This window comes from Pseudalkalibacillus salsuginis, from assembly GCF_021646685.1.
GTDB lineage: Bacteria > Bacillota > Bacilli > Bacillales > Fictibacillaceae > Pseudalkalibacillus > Pseudalkalibacillus salsuginis.
This window is the reverse complement of the sequence record NZ_JAKJHW010000010.1, coordinates 1-22,096: the sequence shown is the minus strand read 5'-3', so window position 1 is coordinate 22,096 and position 22,096 is coordinate 1. Positions and strand designations below refer to the sequence as shown.

Here is a 22,096-nt window from a genome sequence, read left to right as displayed (position 1 = left end):
TAATTTCAAGGAGGTCCATATGCGCATTGGTGAACTTTTGATCATGAATGGTTTGATAACTAAAGAACAACTGGAAAAAGCACTACAGCAACAGAAGCACTCGTTTAAAAAAATTGGTGAGATTCTCGTAGAAGAAGAGATGATTACCGAACGGCAATTAGTAGAGGCATTAGAATTCCAGCTAGGCATTCCTGTAATCAATATGGATGAAGCGGCACCAAGCCGTGCAACATTGCAACTGATCCACGAATCGGTCGCTCGAAAACACTGCATGATCCCAATCGAACAAAAGGATGGAAGAGTAAAAGTAGCAATGGTAGACCCCTTGAATCAAGAGGCGATGAAAGATGTACAAGTTGCTTCAGGCATGGTTGTTCAACCATGCCTGGCCACACGTAGCGAACTGGAGATGGCTATCATTGATCATTATGGTCTATTAGATTCAGTTAAAGAATTATCCGAAGTCATTGATTATGGTCTCCAGCAAAATGCAAGTGATATCCACCTTGATGCTGATAAAGAGGGGCTTATTGTAAGATATCGGATCAACCATATGCTTAAAAAACAAAAGACGATCCCTAAACAATTGCAAGAAGCTGTCATTGGAAGAATAAAGACGATTTCAAATATGAACACCTCAGAACGAAAACTACCACAGAACGGATACATACATAAGGATTTTTACAATAATGACTTTGACATTCGGGTTTCGACTGTACCGACAATCGATGGTGAAAGTGTTGTCCTGAGTCTGATGAAGCATTCGGAAGACTTTTTCAAAATTGATGATTTCGGTTTTACAGAAGAGAACAAACGTAAATTGGAGGATGCATTGGAAAAGAATAATGGATTGATATTGATTTCCGGTCCAGCAATCAGCGGTAAAACAACTCAACTTTATTCCATTTTGAATCATCTCAACGTAGATAAACGGAAGATCGTATCAGTGGAAAGTCCTGTCGAGCGAAGAATCAACGGCATCATGCAAATAGAGGTGAATGAATCTTTGGGCTTTACATTTCCAAATGGCCTTAGGACAATCATGAACCAAGACCCGAATATCGTCATGGTCAGTGATGTGCCTGATGCTGAGACAGGAGAAGTTACAACAAGAGTCGCACTCTCTGGCCGGTTAGTCGTCGGCTCCATACACGGGTATGATACGATCCATACCATTAGACGCCTATTGGATATGGGGATTGAACCATACCTGGTTGCTTCATCATTATCATGCATCATCGGCCAAAGGCTGGTTCCCCGCATTTGTGAGCGATGTGCGAAAAGCATGCCTGCTTCAGATGAAGAGTCGAAGCTTTTTGAAGCACATAATCTTTTAGAGGTATCAGATCAAAAGGAAAAAAGTAAAATCGGCAATTTCCGCTCCTTCGTCACTACGAATAAAAGTTCAAAAGTGGCAGTTGTAAAAGGGGATGGTTGTAAGTTATGCAACAATTCAGGATTTAAAGGTTACACTGGCATCCATGAGATTTTGACAGTTGATGATGAACTGCGTGAATTGATTTTGAAAAAGAGCCCGATTGAAGAATTCCATGAGTATTTAAAGAAAAGTGAATTCAAAACGATGCTATATGATGGACTGTCAAAAGCTCGCGAAGGAATTACAACAGTGGATGAAGTCTTGAAAGCAGTCAATTGAAGCAAAATATAGGGGGAATAAGGATGTCTTATAAATTTTTAGTAGTGGATGATACCAGCTTTATGCGTAAAATGGCGACTGATTGCCTTAAACAGTATGGTCATATCGTAGCTGGTGAAGCAGTCAATGGAAAGGAAGCGGTACAAAAATACAAAGCAATCCAGCCGCAAGTGGTCATGATGGATCTTACAATGCCAGAAATGAATGGTATTGAGGCGATTAAAGAAATCTTGAAATTTGATGCTGAGGCAATCATCCTTGTTTGTTCAGCCAGCAATCAAAAAGATATGATCAAGGAAGCGTTGGATGCTGGAGCAATAGGATACTTGATGAAGCCATTCAAACCGGATTATATGAGTGAAATCATTAAGAAATATGTTGAACCACAATTGAGATCAGAAAAAACTGAAGAAACTGTGGAAGAAGAAAATGCGGAAGTTGTAGAACAAGAAGAAGAAAAAGAACCTGAAACCGTTTCATCAGAAGAAGCATCACTTGTTGATCGAGCAGTAGAAGAAACAGAGGTAGCAAAATCTGAAGCAGCAGTATCACTAAATACCGCTGCCAAGGATGAAGTTGATCACCCTGTTCCGTCACCAGAACCGGTGGTTGAGCATTCAAGGGAAATGTTCAAGAATCGGAAGCCTGCCAGGAACAGTAAAATCAACTTTGTAACAAGTTACATGTGCAATTGGGAGGAAGAGATTCAAGGGGAGAAGAAACATTTCGCTTTCACTTACACAGAGAATGATCAAAATATCTGTTTGGAAATGAGCAGCGAATCCAATGAAAAACAGACGATCTGTCTATCCCTCGATGGTTTCCGTGACCTTCACGTATGGCTGGAACAACGGATCGAAGAAGGAGAAAGCATGAACTAAAGCAAAAACTACATCTTTAACCGGGTGTAGTTTTTATTTTTCAAAAGGAAATTCCAATCTATTGTAGAAAAGAACTGAGAACCAATTTCTACTTTTCAGGAGGCAGCCATAATGGTCAAAAACGATATAATGATCGAACCCAAATTAAAACAAGTCATAGAAGACGAAGTTTTTTCCGGCACGATCCATATGAAGAGGAACAAGGAAGATGTCATCCTTCTTGCAGCAGGTTATGCGAACCGTTCAGAAGAAAAAAAGAATGAATTGAATACAAGATTCGGAATAGCCTCCGGGTGTAAACTTTTCACAGCTGTCGCAATTGGTCAACTGGTGGAAAAGGGAGTTATCTCGTTTGAAAGCAGCTTGAAAGACTGTCTTGATATTGAGTTTCCTAACTTTGCCACAAACATAACGATCCATCATCTTTTGACACATAGTGCTGGAATTCCTGATTACTTTGATGAAGCCGAAATGGATGACTTTGAAGATTTATGGAAACAGCAGCCAATGTATCTTTTGCGGAATTTGAAGGATTTTGTACCTATGTTCCAAGAGAAAAGCATGGTGTTCAATCCCGGTGAGAAATTTCATTATAATAATGCCGGATTCATCTTACTGGGGTTGATTATTGAACATAAGACGGGACTTCGATTTATCGATTATATTGAAACGAATATTTTCAAGAGGTGCAATATGCATGATTCGGGGTATTTCTCTATGGATCAACTTCCTAAGAATACTGCTTCAGGCTACATTGAAGAGGAGGACGGAACCTGGAGGACAAATGTTTACTCAATCCCTGTAATAGGAGGGTCAGATGGCGGGGCGTATGTCACTGCTCCAGATATGAATAAATTCTGGGAAGGTTTACTCAACAATATGCTGTTGGAAGAACCGACTAAAAATATGTTGTTGGAACCCCATATTCAAGTTAAACAAGAAGTGTATTACGGGTATGGAATTTGGATCAACAAAAGGGCAGGGGAGATATCCAAATACCACGTGATGGGCTACGATCCAGGGGTCAGCTTTCATTCAGTAGTCTACCCAAACCCTGGGATCATCCTCACAATTTCTTCCAATAAAAGTAAAGGACCGTTCAAAATCATGAAATTTCTTGAAGATGAGTTGATCCTAATATAAAGCAAGGTTAAATTCCCGAACCATATACAATTAACTCAAAAATAGAAAAACCCATGGAAGAATATTCATTTCCTCCATGAGTTATTCTCATTATTCGTAGTAACCTAACTTCACTCCTATGTCCTGCGCTTTTCAATTTCCTCTGTGACAATAAAGGCAAGATCATCGTTACCGAACATGGATAAGACGGCAAGCAGGGTCTGATCTCCGATTTCCCCTGCTTCCTCTTTAGGAACTGTAAGCGCCCATGCTTGCTTAAGCTCAGGATTCGAAGCTTGATTAGGATAAGCTTTTTTATAAAGTTCTTCTGGATCAAGATCATGATTGATACACCACTGAGCAAATACAAGAATCATCATTTGTTCATCACGTTGATAATTCTCGATGACCTTCTCCTGCACCTCTTTTGAATTCATACTAATACCCCTTTGTCATTCTTATATGGCTCATTATAACGAAGAATCTTGCCAATATATACACCTTTATGATTTAAAGGTTCCCCTAAGTAACAAAATCAAAAAAAATAAAGCGGATCCTGATACCTCTTAGGATACGCTTTATCTAAGTCTAGAGTTAATCCTTATTCAAAAAATCGATAAACTCCTGTACGATCTCAATATCCCCTGTAATCAATAGGGCAGGGAGGAACATGATGAAACCAAATACTGCAAGGTTCGAAATCACAATGATTCTGAACGCCTTTTTGACAGCTCTCATTGCTTTCACTTCCTCACTGAAAGATATAAGCTATCCTTTTGTCCTTATGATCTTTTTAATACTCCGATTCGATGTAATCCCTGTTCAAATATGATTCGACTAGTTCACTGATCTGATAGGACACTTGAGGCAGATCATAATTTTCAAAGGCATGTTCACATACATTCAAATAATTCATCGTTTCATCATAATGCTTTATATGACGGCGGATAGCAGCAGCATCATCCTGGCGTTCTTGTTGTCTTTTGATGACTGTGTCCCGATCCGCATAGATGAAAATCCTGATCACATTCTCACCGTACATGTGTTTTAATTTGTCTGCACCTTCAGGATTTAAAGCAAGATAGACTAATTTATGATCTTTGAAAGTGTCAATAATATCCTTTTCCCGTATACCGTAATGGAAGCCATCAATATCGACACTTTCGAGGAATTCATTTTGCTGGTGCATCGTTTGGAAAGCTTCCTCGCTTACAAAATGATAGTCTTTCCCGTCAACTTCATAATGCCTGCGGCTCCTGGTCGTATAAGAGATTACCGTCTCCATATCAAAAACAGTAGCGACCATCTTCGCTAACGTTTTTCGGCCTGATCCGTCCGGTCCGGTATAAATGAAAATTTTTTCATCATCTTTTACTTGGTACATATAAAACCTCCTTATAAAATTTTAGAAATTTCAGTTATTTATATTATACCATATTTATGATTCAGAACTGCCAATTTTACAAAATTTTTCAACAATTTAAAGGTATTATGTTTATTGGAAAAACAGTTTAGGGTATTGCAATAGTACCACTAATGAAAAGGAGGTAAATGATGTCACATGAAAAGTACCAATCCTTGATTGATACCTTGCATGAGTGTATGGTAGCTTGTAATCACTGTTATGACGCATGCTTAAAGGAAGATGACGTCAAATTGATGGTGGATTGTATCCGCCTGGACAGAGAATGTGCTGATATGTGTGCATTTCTCGAGCAAGCATTGGGAAGAGGAACTCCATTTACCGCAGAATTAGCAAAAGCATGTGCTGACATCTGTGAGGCATGCGGAAACGAATGTAAAAAGCATGATCATGACCATTGTCAAAAATGTGCAGAATCATGCTTCAAATGTGCTGATGCATGCAGAAATCATGCCGCATGAACAGCCAATGAAAGACAGGGACTTAAGTATAAGATTCCTGTCTTATTCATTTGATTCGTAGGAAATCACTTACATATGGAAAGTGAATATTTAGACTAAATCACGCTAAAAATACCAAGGTGCAATCCATTAGTCTAATCAACCTTTAAAAATGATGGAGACAAAAAAATGAAAGAGAATAAGTTTGCTCTTTTGGCCTTAGCCTCGATTCCCCTAATGATGACATTAGGGAATTCAATGTTTATCCCCGTCCTTCCAGTCATCGAGAGGGAAATCGATATTACGGCCTTCCAATCAAGTCTGATCATCACCATTTACTCCATTATCGCTATCGTCCTCATCCCTATTGCGGGGTATCTTTCCGATCATTTCGGCCGGAAGAAAATCATTATCCCCAGCTTGATTCTCGTTGGGATAGGAGGCATTGTTTGTGGGTGGGCATCCATTTCCTCGGATAACCCATATTCATGGATTTTGTTTGGCCGATTTTTACAAGGAGCTGGCGCTGCAGGCGCATTTCCCGTTGTCATACCAACCGTGGGGGATCTGTTTGAAAAGGAAGAAGAGGTAAGCGCCGGTCTTGGCCTTATCGAAACTTCAAATACTTTCGGGAAAGTTCTGAGCCCGGTTTTAGGAGCTGCCTTAGCCATATGGGTTTGGTATATCCCTTTTTGGTCTGTACCCCTGTTTTCAGCTATCGCGGTCATCTTGATGTTGGTTTTTGTCAAAGCTCCAAGAGAAGAAAACGAACCTTTACCGTTTAACGCTTTTTTGAAGACGATCAAGCAGAGCTTTAAAAAAAATGGTCATTGGTTATACGGGGTTTTCATGATTGGCGGCATTAATATGTTTGTTGTCTTCGGCTTCCTCATTTATTTGTCATCTTCTTTGGAAGCCAAGTTTGGAATTACAGGGGTTCTTAAAGGTGTATACTTAGCGATTCCACTACTTGCACTTTGTATCGCTTCCTATTTAACAGGGAAAATGATCGGAAAAGATAACCGAATTATGGACCGTTTGATTTTTGTCGGTAATTTAGTTTCTACGATAGCTTTATTCATATTGTTGTTCACAAACTCGCTATTGATGATCATCCTATTCCTGTCTGTTTCGGGGTTAGGAATCGGGGTCGTCTTGCCCTGTTTAGATGCATTGATTACAGAAGACATTGAAAAAGAAGAGAGGGGGACGATCACCTCTTTCTACAGCAGTATGCGGTTTATAGGGGTAGCAGCCGGTCCGCCTGTCATATCTCTATTATTAAAATCATCTGACAAACTGGTTTTCATCACACTTGCTTCAGTTAGTGTATTGGCCATCGCTATCACGTTATACGCTTTGATTCGGAAAACGGCAACAGTTCGGCAAACATAAAGAACTTTCTTAACCCAAACCAAAACCTTTATCCTTATCTTTAAAAAAGGAGCGGCACAGGTGTAATCCCGATGCCAGCTCCTTTTTCATTTCCTTATTCTTTACCCTTGTTTTTCAAAAGAACTTTAAGTCCTTGACCCATGTCAGATGCTAGAATGAAGTTGCGATCTACGAACACACCCCAGAAGTATGCCTGCTCTGGTACGTACTTACCGATTTCAACAGGGTTCGATGGGTCCGTGATATCAACTGCACGAATGCCTCCAGCGTAATGGGACAGGTACAACGTGTTACCATGGACCTTTGGATCATGCACCGTGTTCGCAAAGGTCACGCCATCTTCAACATTATCTACTAAATCCGTTTTGAACGTACTTAACAATTCAGGATTGGATTTATCCTTTATGTCAAAGATACGTGTATAACCATAAGCCTCTTCATATCCTTCACGGGTAGGCGCATATACTTCACGGGTTTCAATCAATACATTTCCGCCTTTTGCAATAGCAGCTGAATGTGCTGAACCTTGAACGTCAGGTGCGAAATCAGTCCGCCCTAAATATTGTACATCATCTGGATTGGAAATATCGAGAATAATCGTTCCGAGATCCCAGAATGAGAGGTAGGCAGTCTGGCCGTTCCCATCAGTCATCGTGCTATGGTTGAAAACAGGTCTTGTCTTCCCGTCAGGAGAATTCCAGTGATACCCGTTGAAATCTTCAGGAACTTCTTCTAACATTCTTGGATCGAATTCATAGACGGTATTTGGGTCTGTCGGGTCAGACACATCAACGAGTGCAAAATCTTTCTGCTCCCCGTGCGTATAATAATCAGCATATGGGTTCGCTGTTAACACAAGCGGTTTATTACCTTGAACCGTCAAATACAACTCATGTGTTCCAGGGACCCTTTTATCAAGCTCCCAAAAGCCAAGTTTCTCCGGATTATGTGGATCTGTTACATCGTAAAGGAGGAAACCACCTTTTGACAACGGGTTATTACGATTCAATTGCTGAACACTTACAACGGCAAGGTCACCTTTAAAGTGGGGTGTACTCACCGTTTTTACGATGACCTTTTCTTGCCAGGTTCCAGGTATTTCTTCTGCGAATCTTGATATTTCAACAGGATTGGATGGATTCTTCAAATCAAATACTCGGACACCGCCGTTCCCTCCTCCAGAGACATGGGTCCCTAGGTAAGCGTAACCTTTGTGGGCGTAAACATCTGCTGTTGAATTCTTTTTGCCGTCGTATTCCTTAAGAGGAACTGCTGCGGCTTCTTTCCAGTTATCCAGGTTTTTGGATCCTTCAAGTGTCGGTATTTCGTTCAACTCAGCCTCATGGGAGCCTTTCTCTATTGAGATATCATCTAGTTTATCATGGGCAGACACCCCAGGCGTAAATAAAGAAAAGCTCATGATCCCAACTAATGCAGTATGTAGGACTACTTTCTTATTCAATATAATACCTCCAATACAAATTGTTTCCAACAAGATAGCACATTCTCCCTGTAAAATCAGCAAAATTCTGAAAAATAAACCGTTAAGCAGGGGCGGAAAGTTATAGTGGATAGGATTTAAAGACTAGTTAATCTATACAATCATCCAGTGTAAAGGGATAATAAGGTTCTTGGTCACGATTAATGAGTTTTTAGGGCTGTTTCAAATGTCAGAGAGGTGGAATCAGATGATAGGGGTACGAAAAGCGCACCTAGAGGTGTATTAGTATGAAAGGGTTGACAAATGACTTATTGGAAAATGAAATGTACTCTGCGGGGGATAAAGTCCAGGAATAGCCCACAACTCTATCTAACTACCGAAACGGTCCGAAAGAACTACCAGCAAAAAACCGAAAATGAGTTCGAAACCGCCATGCAACTCAACTACAATCTTTTTATGAAGTTTTCTGATGGCGATAATTGGTATAACACCTCCATCCATATAATCTAAAACCTGGATATATGATCATTTATGTAATGAGTTTTCCTGTTTTAAGACTCGTTTTTTTACATTTGGGGTATATAAAGAACAGGATGATCCATACAACATTACCACAAGCTTCCACGGACATTACAAGTTTAAAATTTTGACACTTTTTTATTTGTACTAAAGGCATGAAAACGATACACTAGTAACAGCAAATTTCTTTATAATACCCAACGAAACCAGAAAAATCACCAAAAGCACTTTGGAGGTATTGACAAATGAGTACTAACCAACCCAAAAAGGGACAGCCGTGGGCGGGTTTTGATGGACCCAACCTTGGTTATGCGATCGAATTATACGATCAATATGTAGAGGATCCCAAGTCTATAGACCCAGAAGTAAAGGAACTTTTTGATAACTGGGGGGCACCGCCAGCTTCTACTGATGAACTTACAGACAAATCTTCCGTAACATCACAATTGATTAGTGATGCAACAACGATGAAGAAAGTAGTTGCTGCAGCCAAGCTTGCAGAGAATATACGAACTTACGGACACTTGGCCGCCGATATCAATCCCCTGGAAAAATCGAAAACAGATGCGCCTTTCCTTGACCCGGAAAATTATCAACTTAGCAACACAACTTTGAAAGCGATTCCTGCTAAAGTTGTTTGGGAAAACGCACCTGAAAATATCAACAATGGTTTAGAAGCCATTGAAAAACTTAAACAAATCTATACCAAGTCCTTAGCATTTGAATTCAGCCATGTTCATGATGATGAAGAACGGAAATGGCTCGATGAAATGGTGGAGTCCGAAGCAATCTATCCATCGCTGTCTCCTGAAGACCGGATTGAACTTTTGCATCGATTGACAGAAGTAGAAGGATTCGAAAAGTTTTTGCACCGAACATTCGTAGGGCAAAAACGCTTTTCGATTGAAGGTCTCGATACAATGGTTCCGATGCTTGACGAAATCATCCATGCAGGTGTGCATGATGGCGCACAAAATGTCATGATCGGGATGGCTCACAGAGGCCGATTGAATGTACTCGCTCACGTATTGGGAAAACCTTATGAGAAGATTTTTTCTGAATTCCATCACGCTCCAAACAAAGAGCTTGTTCCTTCCGAAGGTTCAATGGGAATCAACTATGGATGGACAGGGGATGTCAAATATCACCTTGGAGCAGACCGGGAAATTGAAGAAGAGAATCATGAGCCTGCATGTATCACCTTAGCAAACAATCCGAGTCACCTCGAATTCGTCGATCCTGTGGTGGAAGGGTACGCACGTGCAGCCCAGGAGGACCGAAGTTCAGCAGGTTATCCAAAACAAGATGTCTCCAAATCTTTTTCGATTTTGATTCACGGTGATGCCGCTTTTCCTGGAGAAGGCATTGTTGCTGAAACCTTGAATTTAAGCCAACTTCCTGGGTACAAAACAGGTGGTACCGTTCACATCATCGCAAACAACCTTTTAGGTTTCACAACGAAAAGTTCTGACTCAAGATCAACTAAATATGCAAGTGATCTAGCAAAAGGTTTTGAAATCCCGATTGTCCATGTGAACGCTGATGATCCTGAAGCTTGTTTAGCTGCGATCATCCTAGCTTACCAGTATCGGAAAAAGTTCCAGAAGGACTTTCTTATCGATCTGATCGGATATCGCCGTTTTGGACACAACGAGATGGATGATCCTTCTGCGACTAATCCGCAGCTTTATGATAAAGTCAACAACCATCCTACAGTGCGCCATCTCTACGCTGAAGCATTACAAGCACATGGGGTTTTGACGAAAGACCAGGCCAAAGAAATGGAAAAGGATATACAAGACAACCTGGATGATAAATATGGAAGGGTCTCGAAGGATCCGGATGATAGTGTGAATGAAATCGAAGCACCAGAACAAATTGTCAATGGCCTGCCTGCCATTGAAACGTCAGTACCGTTGAATGACTTAGAAGAAATCAATACGAACCTCTTGAAATGGCCTGAAGGATTCACCGTCTATCCTAAATTGGAAAAAATCCTTAAGCGCCGCGAGAAATCTCTCAATGAAGGTGGAAAAATCGATTGGGCATTAGCTGAAACACTCGCATTTTCTACAATCCTGAAAGATGGAACACCAATTCGATTGACAGGACAGGATACGGAACGTGGAACATTTGCTCATAGGCATTTGATACTCCATGACCCTAAAACCGGCGAAACATTCTCGCCATTGCACATGCTTCCTCAAGCGAATGCATCTTATGCCATTCATAACAGCCCGTTGTCTGAAGCATCGGTAGTTGGTTTTGAATATGGTTATAATGTATTTGCTCCTGAAACACTTGTACTTTGGGAGGCGCAATACGGAGATTTTGCTAATGCTGCACAGGTCATCTATGATCAATTTGTTTCTGCGGGAAGAGCAAAATGGGGCCAGAAATCCGGACTCGTCTTGTTACTGCCTCATGGTTATGAAGGCCAAGGACCAGAGCATTCAAGCGGACGTTTAGAACGCTTCTTGCAGTTATCAGCTGAAAATAACTGGACAGTAGCAAACCTGTCAACTTCTGCACAATATTTCCATGTTTTACGTAGACAAGCAGCGTTGACGACTAAAGAAGAGGTCCGGCCTTTGATCATCATGACACCGAAAAGTCTGCTTCGAAACCAAAGAGTTGCATCAACGCCTTCAGAATTCAGTGAAGGGCAATTCAAGGCAGTTTATAACCCATCAAATGTCGGTACGAAGAAAGAAGAAGTCAAGCGATTGGTCTTATGCAGCGGTAAAGTTGCGATCGATCTTGATACTGCTGTGGAAGCCAATGAACAAGATTGGGATTGGGTCGATATCCTTCGAATCGAGCAGCTTTATCCATATCCAGAAAAAGAAATGGTTGAACTGCTTGATCAATACAAGAATTTAGAAGAGGTTGTTTGGGTTCAAGAAGAACCGAAGAATATGGGGGCGTGGTCTTATATCGAGCCGAAAATAAGAGCTTCGGTATCAGATGACATGAAAGTGACTTATGTAGGTCGACCTGAACGGTCCAGCCCTGCTGCTGGCGAACCGAATGTTTATAAAAGAGAACAAGAACGTATCGTCAACGAAGCCTTGAAATTGAAAAAGACAGACACAGTTACCACTGAAGGAGGAAATGTATCGTGAGCGACATCAAAGTACCAGAACTAGCAGAATCCATAACAGAGGGGACGATCTCAGAGTGGTTAGTCAAGGTAGGTGAGAAAGTCACTAAAGGGGATTATCTTGTTGAATTGGAAACCGATAAGGTCAATGTCCAAGTTAGTGCCGAAGACGATGGCGTGATCACTGAGTTGTTGAGAGAACCTGGTGACACAGTTGAAGTAGGGGAAGTCATTGCAACCCTCGGTGAAGGTGACGGGGAAGCAACAAAAGAAGGTCCTTCTGATAAAGAAAAGGAAGAACCGAAAGAAAAAGAAGAGAAGGCTGAGAAGAAAGAAGCAAAGCCTGAAAAAGAAGAAGCTCCTGCAAAAGAGGAGCAAAAAGAAACGGATCGTCCAGTCGCTTCTCCTGCTGCCCGTAAGCTGGCAAGAGAACTCGGAGTTGATTTAAATGAAGTAAAGACGAAAGATCCAATCGGACGAGTCCGTCCTGAAGATGTAAAGAGTCATGCTGATCAATCTTCTGCAAAGACAGAAAAGGCTGAAACAAAGAAATCCAAACCCGAAAAATCAAGCCGTCCTACACAGCAGGCTGCTGAAGAAAAATCAGATAAGCCAGTTGAACGTATAAAAATGTCACGCAGACGCCAAACGATCGCAAAAAGACTTGTAGAGGCTCAGCAAACAGCAGCAATGCTTACAACGTATAATGAAGTTGATTTGACTGCGATCAATGATCTCCGCAAACGACGCAAAGAACAATTCTTACAGCAGAATGACGTGAAGTTAGGATACATGTCCTTCTTTACGAAAGCAGTTGTTGCAGCATTGAAGAAGTTCCCAAGAATCAATGCAGAAATTCAAGGGGACGAAATGCTTCTTAAAAAGTTCTACGATATCGGTATTGCAGTAGGAGCTGAGGAAGGTCTTGTCGTGCCTGTCGTACGTGATGCGGATAAACTGAGCTTTGCAGAAATTGAAAAGGAAATCAAATCTCTTTCCAAAAAGGCGAAGGACAAAAAGTTGACAATTGATGAGCTTCAAGGTGGTACATTTACGATTACAAATGGTGGCGTCTTCGGTTCACTAATGTCTTCTCCGATCTTGAATACTCCGCAAGTAGGTATACTCGGAATGCATAAGATCCAATGGCGGCCAGTCGCAATAGATGAAGAGCGGATGGAAAACCGTCCGATGATGTATATCGCTCTTTCTTATGACCACAGGATCGTTGATGGTAGTGAAGCCGTTCGCTTCCTCGTTAAAGTGAAAGAACTGTTAGAAGATCCAGAATCCTTATTATTGGAAGGATAAATGGAGAAACTAGAATAAAGCGATCATAGAGCACTTCCACCCGGTTTTACGTGTTCGAATGTTAAGTGGCTGAACTCAAAGGTTCAGCCACTTTTTTTGCACTTCATTTTCTGTTCAATGATAACCGGAAGATAAAGAATAGAATTGCTTCGTCTCGAGAATAATGAGGTATGATATATAACTTCTGGAGGTGGACAAGAATGAATGAAGAGGTAAGAGATGCATTCCTCCCGTTGACATCTGTATCTAGCGGTAAAGGAAGTCTCGTGATACCTGATGTATATAGCTATACAAATCAAATCGTCAATTTGTTTTTTGTTATGAATAAAAGTGATGACTGGGTTCTGGTCGATGCTGGAATGCCTAAATCAAAAGAAAAAATTATAGAGGCTGTTGAAAAACAGTTTGGACAGAACCATCCACCCAAAGCCGTCATCTTAACACACGGACACTTCGATCATGTCGGAAGCGTTGAGGAGCTGGCAATCTACTGGGAGGTTCCGGTTTATGCCCATCCATTGGAATTCCCTTACCTAACTGGTGAAGAGGATTATCCTAAAGGAAATCCGGAGGTAGATGGGGGGATGGTCAGTGAAATGTCTCCACTCTTTCCTAATCATTCGATTGATATCCAAGAAGTATTGAATGAACTGCCAGCTGACGGTTCAATACCTGATTTACCCGAGTGGAAGTGGGTTCATACACCAGGCCATACACCAGGGCACATCTCTTTATTCCGTGAATCTGATCGTGCCCTTATTGCCGGAGATGCCTTTGTAACAGTAGACCAGGAGTCCTTGTATAATGTATATACACAAAAGAAAGAGATCAATGGCCCTCCAGCCTACTTCACAATGGATTGGAATCAAGCAGAAAATTCCGTAAAAGTTCTCGAGCAGCTTAAGCCTTCTGTTGCTATTACCGGACATGGTGTACCAATGTCAGGAAATCAGCTACAGAATGAACTGCTGTATCTTGTCAATCATTTTGATGAGGTTGCCGTCCCAAAAATCTATCAAAACAAAGGGAATGAATCAGACTGATCAAAAAGTTCTACACAACAACTTTTAGTGGACACAGGAGACCTCATTTTGCCGAAAACCCCATACTTTTTAAAATAGAGGACACCAGAGTCCCTATTTGGTTAATATCATTCCAAACCAGGAGCCTTTTACCCGGCCAATAGAATAGATGACCTTAAAATTCCAGTCCATCTTTTCCTGTATACTCAAAAATGAAAACCCATGATGAATTTTCATCTTTCATGGGTTTTTGTCATTGTTAAAGAATTTAAGATCAGCTTCTATTTCCATCTTCAACAAGCTTTGCTGCTTTCATCCCAGATGTTGCGGCTCCTTCCATGGTTGCGAAATAAGGCTGCAACGTATAATCACCAGCCAGGTAAAGGTTCTTGATCGGAGTGGTTTGTTTTGGTCTATATTGGTTATTACCTGGAGCCAGGCTATAAAAGTCGTTTGGATGATCAATTTTTTGATAATCGATGATTTGTTCTCTCCCGATATGGATCTTCACCCTTTTCAAGTCTTCAAGGACAATTTCTAAGGTTTCCTCTTTAGAGAGCTCAAGGAATTTTTCAGGTGGTGTCAATATGATCGATAATCGGCCCTTGGATCCTTGGAATGTGGACCTTGATTGTTCACTAAAACTTCCCAGGCATGAATTGGGACCGAACGTCGTAATATCTTTTGACAAAACCGGTTCTGTCAATTCAATTTGGAAGGTGCAAGCATGCATCATTTTCAATTTTTCAATTTTTTTAAACCAGGTAGTCTCGGCAAAATGATTTCTGAAAACATTTTTCATCGCAACCACAGATGTAGCCCAAACGACATGGTCAGCTTCAATTCTCTCTCCCACCACGTTCAAAACTCCATGAACCTTGTTGTGATCTTCTGAAAGTAAAAGAGAGTCGATTGGTTGGTTCAAAAAAAATTTCTCCCCCACATTCCTTGATTCTCTCACCGATCGGATTGCACATGATCTCAGACATCCCACCAAGAAAAGCACCTATCCGCATTTTATAAAACTTGGGAATGCCAGGGATAAAAAGCCCGAAGAAAACATAAGCTGAATAACGCTCAGGTGGCAGGAAGAAAATACCTGATGATAAGGGAATAATCAAATAATTGAACGCATGATCACTTACATGATAAAGGTCTGCATATTGTCTGATACTTACCTTGTCAAGCTTTTCTGGATTCAACAAATAGTCTTTGAAACCGAATATAAAAAATGAGATAAGAGAGGTCTTGTCCTTAGTAGATAAAGTGGGATTGTTACCGAGGATACTTCTGATCAATTTCAATGGACCAAAGAACGGTGATACACCCATCACGACAGATTCGTCCTTGTCAGGTATCCTAATTTCGACCTGTTCCTCCCAGGTTACCATTTTGTTCAAATCGATGCCTGCTTTATGAAGAACTTTAGGCATATTCGAGTAATAACCTATATATCTGTGAAATCCTGATTCTACATACATCCCATTTTCATTCCAGGAGGAAGTCCGTCCTCCAAGATAATCATGTGCTTCAAATAATGCAACTTTCTTGTTTTCAAGAGATAATTCAAGTGCACAAGTGAGTCCTGCTAAGCCACCACCAACAATGATACAATCATATTTCCTCATATTTCACACCTTCAGTAAAAAGAGATACGGTTAGTATTCACAAAAATAGGAACTTAATAATCCTTTACTCATCTTTTTCCTCTAATGCCTTAAAAGATTAACTTATTATCGTTCAGGGTAATAGGTTAATGTACAAGAGAAAGGAGAGGATACGTTTTGAACCTGAATGCGGTAGTGCTGAACTGCTCATTGAAATCCAGTAAAGAAAGTTCTAATACACAAGCATTATTAGAAGAAGTGGTTCAAATTTTTGAAAAGAATGAGGTTCATACAGATATCTATCGGCTTGCAGACTATAATATACGTTATGGGATCTCCGATGACATGGGAGAAGGAGATGAATGGCCTTCAATCTTCCAGAAAATCAAAGAGACGGACATTCTGCTTATTGGAACTCCATTATGGTTAGGTGAGAAAAGCAGCGTGGCAAAACTTGCGATCGAGAGGCTATATGGCGGGAGCAGCCTTACGAATCATAAAGGACAGGGGATCTATTATAACAAAGTAGGTGGAGTCGCTGTCACCGGGAATGAAGATGGAGCAAAAAACGCCTGCCGGTCAATCCTATATTCGCTTACCCACATTGGGTTTACAGTTCCACCCAACGTTGAAACCTATTGGGTCGGTGACGCCGGGCCAGGACCATCATATATCGAGGCAGAAGGATACAAACACGAGTTCACTCAAAAAAACGCAAGGATGATGGCCTATAACCTGATCCATCTCGCAAAAATACTTAAGGATAATCCAATCCCTGCTGAAGGAAATGTTGCTGATTGAAGAACTGATTTAAAAGTATTTTTCGCCCCCCTTAACTCTGCGCTTAAAATTCATTTTTAAGGAGACGAATGGTGTTTGTGAAGAGTGAAGTATATACAAAGATTCTTGATATGGAACAGGCTGACCTGAAGGATAATTTTCAGGCCAGCCATTTTGCTAGTCATATAATTCGATAGTTGGGTTTTTATCTTTGAACCATTTTAAAGCAAAATCACTTTCGAAAATAATCACTGGTTTTCCTAATTGATCATGGACTAAGTAATTAGGACTCTTCCTAGCATCAGGATGTGAGATGATTGCGAAGGTCTTTCTTTTATTGATTTCATTTTCTAGTTGGGATGGTTTCCTCATAAGACATGCCTTTCTATATTCATGACATAGTGATTTCAGACTTCCATGATGACTGGGAGAATCATTGGGTTCCGTTTTGTTTCTTCAAAAAAATAAGATGTGAGAAGGTCGGAAATTTTTTTCTTCAATTCAGACCATTTGGTGACTCCTTCTTGCAACATGGAGTTGATTTCCTTTTCAACAAGTCGTTCAGCTTCACTTAACAACTCTCCGGATTCTTTCATGAAAACAAAACCTCTTGACACAAGTGTAGGTCCTGAAAGTAACTTGGCATTCTTGGAATCGATGGTAACAGTGACAACAACTGTTCCGCATAATGAAAGGATCCGTCGATCTCTCAAAACAATATTCCCAATATCTCCAATTCCTGTTCCATCCACATAAACCGGATTTGCTGGAAAGGATTCCGATACCCTTCCACTTTCCTCATTTAATTCCAGAATGTCTCCATTATCCAATACAAAGGTATTTTCTTTTACAACACCACAATCAACTGCCAATTTCACATGGTTGATAAGCATTCGATATTCACCATGAATTGGAACGAAATATTTCGGTTTCAATAAACGGATCATCAATTTTTGTTCTTCCTGTGTTCCATGTCCTGAAGTATGGATGTCACTCATTTTATTATGTATGACATCTGCCCCGATCCGCTCCAGCTGATCAATAAGCTTATAAACCTGCTTTATATTTCCCGGAATAGGGGAGGAGGAAAAGATGACTGTATCACCAGGTATAACTTGGATTTGACGATGAAGACCTTTCGCAATTCTTCCTAAAGCTGCCATTGGTTCCCCTTGACTCCCTGTGCATAAAATCATTATTTTACTAGATGGGTATCGATTGATTTCATGTCCTGAAATGAAGGTATCCTCAGGAGCACGGATGTAACCCAACTCCCGACCGATCCTGATCGATCTTTCCATACTTCTACCGAAGATGGCTACCTTACGGTTGAATGCGATAGAAGCTTCAATAGCTTGCTGCAATCGATAGATATTAGAGGCAAAGGTCGCAAAGATAATCCGACCCTCGATTTGTTCAACGATATCAAATAACGTTGCTTTAACCACTGATTCTGACAAAGAGAAGCCAGGGATTTCACTGTTCGTACTATCTGACATCAAACAGAAAACACCTTCATTTCCGATTTCGGCTATCTTGCCGATATCATAGGAGGCTCCACCAGGTGTAAGGTCGAATTTAAAATCGCCTGTATGGACAATGTTTCCGTATGGAGTATTTATACATATTGCCAGGGAATCAGGAATACTATGACTTGTCCGCATAAACCGCATTGAGAAATGCCCCAATTCCACAACTGAGTTCTCATCAACTGTTTTTAGAATAGAGGTGCCAAGAAGACGATGTTCTTGCAATTTATCTTTTATGAATCCAATTGATAATTTACCAGCATAAATAGGTACGTTTATTCGTTTCAACAAAAAAGGGATCGATCCTATGTGGTCTTCATGCCCATGTGTGATGAAAACACCTTTAATCAAATCTTTATTTTTTTCTAAAAATGTGAAATCAGGAATGACATAATCTATTCCCCGTAGTTCTACATCCGGAAACTTGATCCCGCAATCGACCAAAATCATTTCATTTTCATACTGAAGGCCGTACATGTTTTTTCCGATTTCGCCCAGACCGCCAAGGGCAAACAACTTAATAGGTTGTGTGGCATTCATATATAATCCTCCATGATTCATTTTTACTCGATTATTTGATGTTTTCCTATTTGGAACTCTTAAATTGACAGGTTCTTTCAAGTATGTACTCGGTCTCATCGCAATGAGGACAGCCTTTCATACTCCGATTTGCTTTCGTAAATAACGGGCGTTTATATACGATGTTAATGGTCAACGATTCGTACATTCCTCCAGATTTTAATATTCCATATATTCTTGATGAATGTTTTTTCATTTGGAACATGTTCAATTGTTTCGCAGCTAAGGCTCGTATCAAACGTTCCAATCATGTTAACCAACCCTATATCGAGGACATTCACTAATTGTTATTGAAGAAGAGCTGATTGCAATGAATTGACTACCATCCCCTGAGCTACAAAGTAATTTCTAAAACCCTGCCTTTTACTTAAGGCAGGGAAAAGAAATGACGTGCTATATGTTCCAAGTAATGGCTGTTGCAGGCTCATCTCATCAGGGATGATGCGCTTAACGGTTTTTTTTAACACGATAGTCATCATTTTGATCAGATTTTTTCACCATTTTTCAATTTTTCAATAAAAATAGAAAGGTCTTCTTTTTTTACCCGCCAATGACGGCCGATCTTAAAACCCGGTATTTTCTTTTCCTGTACGAGTTTGTAAGTTGTCATTTCACTGATCTGCAAATATTCGGCAACCTGTGAAACCGTCATGATTTCAGGATATTTATCTTCCATCAGGACAACGCTCCTCTTTATAAATCTAATTATAATTATAACAAACTCACTTTATGGATAAAAGTAATAGGGAACAATAAATGATAATCAGTTATAAAAGAATTGATTAAAATAAAGATTAGTCATATGAAATGAAATTTATTGTGTGACACTATACTACAGATTAAGAGTTAGGAGAATACTTATGGGTGCCGATATAAAGGTCTATTTAACTGCAGAAGAATGTTTACGCTTCAAAAAATTTGAGGATATCTTGTTCCAAGAGGTTAATCTTGATACCCTGAAGCGTGCCCAGACAGAATGGATCGTACTGATCGAAAAAGCATTGTCAGGAAAATAAGAGGGCAGATGAAACATTGACCCTTTAAACTGTATTCGTGACAAAGGTGACCTCGAACTTATAAAAACTGAAGCTTTGGTTTTTCTGTATAAAAATCATCTTCAGGATGAACAATAAAGGCGCTTTAACCTAAATGTAGATTGGAGCGTCTTGTTATGAAAGCAGTTACCTATCAAGGACCAAATAAAGTGGCAGTCAAAAATGTTGAGGATGCGAAAATTGAGAAAAAAGATGATGTCCTTGTCAGGATCACTTCAACTGCTATCTGCGGATCAGATTTGCACTTATACCAAGGGAATATGCCTCTTCCTGAGGGATATATCATCGGTCATGAACCAATGGGTATCGTAGAAGAGATTGGACCCGAAGTAACAAGAGTGAAAAAAGGGGACAGGGTAGTCGTACCATTCAACGTCTCCTGCGGTCAATGCTTCTATTGCCTGCAGGAAATGGAAAGCCAGTGTGATCACTCAAACCCTCATTATGATTCTGGAGGTTATTTCGGTTATACAGAAAAATTCGGCAATCATCCTGGTGGACAAGCTGAATACCTAAAAGTCCCTTTTGGGAACTTCACTCCATTTGTGATCCCGGAATCTTGTGAGCTAGAGGATGAAGCCTTACTCTTTTTGAGTGATGTCGTTCCGACAGCTTACTGGAGCGTTGACCATGCCGGTGTCAAAGATGGAGATACAGTCATCGTACTCGGGTGTGGACCTGTTGGATTGATGGCTCAGAAGTTTGCTTGGATGAAAGGTGCTAAACGCGTGATCGCAGTCGATTATTTAAGTTACCGGTTAAATCATGCCAAAGAGAAGAACCGTGTTGAAGTTTTTGATTTTACCCAATATGATGATATGGGCGAACATTTGAAGGAAATCACACAAGGCGGGGCAGATGTGGTGATTGATTGTGTTGGGATGGATGGAAAGAAATCGCCGCTTGAATTCATTGGGCAAAAATTGAAAATTCAGGGTGGGACGATAGGCCCGATCCAGATTGCAACAAAAGCGGTACGAAAATACGGAACATTTCAAATTACGGGAGTTTATGGAAGTAACTACAATAACTTTCCTTTAGGGGCCTTTTTCTCACGGAATATAGATCTTAAGATGGGTCAGGCACCAGTCATACACTATATGCCCGAGTTATTACAGAAAATCACGGATAAAGAATTCGATCCCACAGACATTATCACCCATAAAATCACTTTGGACGATGCAAGCAAAGCTTATAAATTATTCAACGATCATGAAGACGACTGCATTAAAGTCATATTGAAGCCTTAGAAAAGAAATTAGGGGCTGTCTCAACACAGCCCCTCTCGTTCAAAACTTTCTCGTATTCGTTCCAATTTATGAGGCTTTCACCCAAAAAGCTGCTTCATTACTTGAAGGTGATGGGGGAAACTGTTCTCCTTCTTCAAGTTTTACTTCGGTATTATCCTCATTGGAATTGTTTCCATTGACTAACTTGTCTACCTTGTACGTGCCTGATTCAGGAGCCTTTTCACCAGTCTTATAATTTGTTGCCATTATGAACACCTCCAAATTTTTTTAGAAAAGCACCTTGCCTTTCTATATTTAACTGTGTACCCGGATCTTTTCTTCATAAACACCGTTTTTTGATCTGTAACTTTCCCGAAATAGCAAATACTTTATTTTGAAATTTCACTTAAGGCATTACCAGCAGCTTGATCAGCTTGTTTAGAGGCTGCTAAATCTCCGAGAGAAACAATCCCTTTCAGCTTTCCGTCATCTACAATCATCAATCTTCTGATTTGATGATCCTGCATGAGTAAAGAGGCGTCTTCGACAGGCATATCAGGTTTACCGGTAATGATCTTTTCTGTCATGACATCACCTATACGGATTTCATTGCTTCCAACATCTCTCGCAAGTCCTTTGACCACTATATCCCGATCCGTCACACAACCGACTAATTTCCCATCACTTTCAACTGGAACCATACCTACATTTTCATCTTCCATGACACTAGCAACCGTTCGAATATCATCGGATGGGCTACAGGTCCTGACGTTTTCTGTCATAAACTGTTGAAGGACAGCCATAGTTGATTCCTCCTTCTGTAATGATTTCCTGAACTTATTTGATTTGTAATACTCTATAACCGATTCATACAGAATTAAACATAAAAAACTGCCTTTCCTTTGTAGAGTGACCCAATAAAATGAGACAGGAAAAAACACCACCTAAGTCGTATAAACAAATATCGACATATAGGGGTGTTTTTCTTATGGGGAAGAAGAAA

The 22,096-nt window shown here is 40.3% G+C and carries 21 protein-coding genes; 11 read left to right on the top strand and 10 right to left on the bottom strand.

All coding sequences use genetic code 11. From position 1 onward, the window contains the following. Positions 1-19 precede the first annotated feature (19 nt). The 3 genes from L1611_RS18295 to L1611_RS18285 all read left to right on the top strand — a co-directional run bounded on the left by L1611_RS18295 (position 20) and on the right by L1611_RS18285 (position 3,681). Positions 20-1,657 (top strand): GspE/PulE family protein, encoded by a 1,638-nt coding sequence (locus L1611_RS18295; RefSeq protein ID WP_236315157.1) that lies wholly within the window; start codon positions 20-22, stop codon positions 1,655-1,657. Positions 1,658-1,680: 23 nt separating this feature from the next. Continuing rightward, entirely contained in the window at positions 1,681-2,538 is an 858-nt protein-coding gene (locus L1611_RS20845; RefSeq protein ID WP_236315156.1) for a response regulator, read from the top strand. Positions 2,539-2,649: 111 nt separating this feature from the next. Then, positions 2,650-3,681, top strand: a complete 1,032-nt coding sequence (locus L1611_RS18285; RefSeq protein WP_236315155.1) for a serine hydrolase domain-containing protein — start codon at positions 2,650-2,652, stop codon at positions 3,679-3,681. Positions 3,682-3,797: 116 nt separating this feature from the next. Here L1611_RS18285 and L1611_RS18280 read toward each other — a convergent pair whose 3' ends face one another. From L1611_RS18280 to L1611_RS18270, 3 genes are all read right to left on the bottom strand, one after another. Beyond that, positions 3,798-4,097 carry a hypothetical protein gene (locus L1611_RS18280; RefSeq protein ID WP_236315154.1) on the bottom strand — a complete coding sequence of 100 codons (300 nt, stop codon included), beginning with the start codon at positions 4,095-4,097 and terminating at the stop codon, positions 3,798-3,800. Between the two features lie 157 nt (positions 4,098-4,254). Further along, complete coding sequence (locus tag L1611_RS18275) at positions 4,255-4,398, bottom strand: hypothetical protein (RefSeq protein WP_236315153.1); 144 nt, start codon at positions 4,396-4,398, stop codon at positions 4,255-4,257. Between the two features lie 55 nt (positions 4,399-4,453). Further along, complete coding sequence (locus L1611_RS18270; protein WP_236315152.1) at positions 4,454-5,044, bottom strand: guanylate kinase; 591 nt, start codon at positions 5,042-5,044, stop codon at positions 4,454-4,456. 170 nt (positions 5,045-5,214) lie between these two features. Here L1611_RS18270 and L1611_RS18265 point away from each other — a divergent pair, with 170 nt between their 5' ends. Next, entirely contained in the window at positions 5,215-5,544 is a 330-nt protein-coding gene (locus L1611_RS18265; RefSeq protein WP_236315151.1) for a four-helix bundle copper-binding protein, read from the top strand. A 168-nt stretch (positions 5,545-5,712) separates the two neighbouring features. Beyond that, on the top strand, positions 5,713-6,918 hold the full coding sequence (locus L1611_RS18260) for an MFS transporter (protein ID WP_236315150.1): 1,206 nt from the start codon (positions 5,713-5,715) through the stop codon (positions 6,916-6,918). A gap of 94 nt (positions 6,919-7,012) precedes the next feature. Here the strand turns inward: L1611_RS18260 and L1611_RS18255 are convergent, their stop codons facing one another. After that, positions 7,013-8,380: an LVIVD repeat-containing protein gene (locus tag L1611_RS18255; RefSeq protein ID WP_236315149.1), complete on the bottom strand. Its 1,368-nt coding sequence runs from the start codon at positions 8,378-8,380 to the stop codon at positions 7,013-7,015. Between the two features lie 743 nt (positions 8,381-9,123). On the opposite strand from L1611_RS18255, the gene L1611_RS18250 reads away from it, so the two are divergent. The 3 genes from L1611_RS18250 (at position 9,124) to L1611_RS18240 (ending at position 14,335) form a co-directional block, all read left to right on the top strand. Continuing rightward, entirely contained in the window at positions 9,124-12,003 is a 2,880-nt protein-coding gene (locus L1611_RS18250; protein ID WP_236315148.1) for a 2-oxoglutarate dehydrogenase E1 component, read from the top strand. Then, positions 12,000-13,292 carry a 2-oxoglutarate dehydrogenase complex dihydrolipoyllysine-residue succinyltransferase gene (gene odhB, locus L1611_RS18245; RefSeq protein ID WP_236315147.1) on the top strand — a complete coding sequence of 431 codons (1,293 nt, stop codon included), beginning with the start codon at positions 12,000-12,002 and terminating at the stop codon, positions 13,290-13,292. The genes L1611_RS18250 and odhB overlap by 4 nt, the downstream gene beginning before the upstream one ends. Before the next feature lie 200 nt (positions 13,293-13,492). Then, the gene (locus tag L1611_RS18240; protein ID WP_236315146.1) at positions 13,493-14,335 is read left to right on the top strand and encodes an MBL fold metallo-hydrolase; all 843 of its coding nucleotides are present in this window, start codon (positions 13,493-13,495) and stop codon (positions 14,333-14,335) included. Between the two features lie 253 nt (positions 14,336-14,588). Here the strand turns inward: L1611_RS18240 and L1611_RS20730 are convergent, their stop codons facing one another. Continuing rightward, positions 14,589-15,257 carry an FAD-dependent oxidoreductase gene (locus tag L1611_RS20730; RefSeq protein WP_322972580.1) on the bottom strand — a complete coding sequence of 223 codons (669 nt, stop codon included), beginning with the start codon at positions 15,255-15,257 and terminating at the stop codon, positions 14,589-14,591. Beyond that, positions 15,154-15,942 (bottom strand): FAD-dependent oxidoreductase, encoded by a 789-nt coding sequence (locus L1611_RS20725; protein ID WP_265738513.1) that lies wholly within the window; start codon positions 15,940-15,942, stop codon positions 15,154-15,156. The genes L1611_RS20730 and L1611_RS20725 overlap by 104 nt, the downstream gene beginning before the upstream one ends. Before the next feature lie 156 nt (positions 15,943-16,098). On the opposite strand from L1611_RS20725, the gene L1611_RS18230 reads away from it, so the two are divergent. Further along, positions 16,099-16,722: a flavodoxin family protein gene (locus tag L1611_RS18230; RefSeq protein WP_322972579.1), complete on the top strand. Its 624-nt coding sequence runs from the start codon at positions 16,099-16,101 to the stop codon at positions 16,720-16,722. Positions 16,723-17,108: 386 nt separating this feature from the next. Here L1611_RS18230 and rnjA read toward each other — a convergent pair whose 3' ends face one another. Together rnjA and L1611_RS18220 are read right to left on the bottom strand one after the other, a co-directional pair. Further along, on the bottom strand, positions 17,109-18,770 hold the full coding sequence (gene rnjA, locus L1611_RS18225; RefSeq protein WP_236315145.1) for a ribonuclease J1: 1,662 nt from the start codon (positions 18,768-18,770) through the stop codon (positions 17,109-17,111). A gap of 523 nt (positions 18,771-19,293) precedes the next feature. Continuing rightward, on the bottom strand, positions 19,294-19,485 hold the full coding sequence (locus L1611_RS18220) for a helix-turn-helix domain-containing protein (protein WP_225064476.1): 192 nt from the start codon (positions 19,483-19,485) through the stop codon (positions 19,294-19,296). Positions 19,486-19,669: 184 nt separating this feature from the next. Between L1611_RS18220 and L1611_RS18215 the strand changes: the two genes are divergently transcribed. Continuing rightward, the gene (locus L1611_RS18215; RefSeq protein ID WP_236315144.1) at positions 19,670-19,825 is read left to right on the top strand and encodes a hypothetical protein; all 156 of its coding nucleotides are present in this window, start codon (positions 19,670-19,672) and stop codon (positions 19,823-19,825) included. Between the two features lie 155 nt (positions 19,826-19,980). After that, entirely contained in the window at positions 19,981-21,114 is a 1,134-nt protein-coding gene (locus L1611_RS18210; RefSeq protein WP_236315143.1) for a zinc-dependent alcohol dehydrogenase, read from the top strand. A 66-nt stretch (positions 21,115-21,180) separates the two neighbouring features. Here the strand turns inward: L1611_RS18210 and L1611_RS18205 are convergent, their stop codons facing one another. Both L1611_RS18205 and L1611_RS18200 read right to left on the bottom strand, forming a co-directional pair. After that, complete coding sequence (locus tag L1611_RS18205; RefSeq protein WP_236315142.1) at positions 21,181-21,360, bottom strand: YjzC family protein; 180 nt, start codon at positions 21,358-21,360, stop codon at positions 21,181-21,183. Between the two features lie 122 nt (positions 21,361-21,482). Continuing rightward, a complete protein-coding gene (locus L1611_RS18200) occupies positions 21,483-21,896 on the bottom strand; it encodes a CBS domain-containing protein (protein WP_236315141.1) in 414 nt (137 codons plus the stop codon). Positions 21,897-22,096 lie beyond the last annotated feature (200 nt).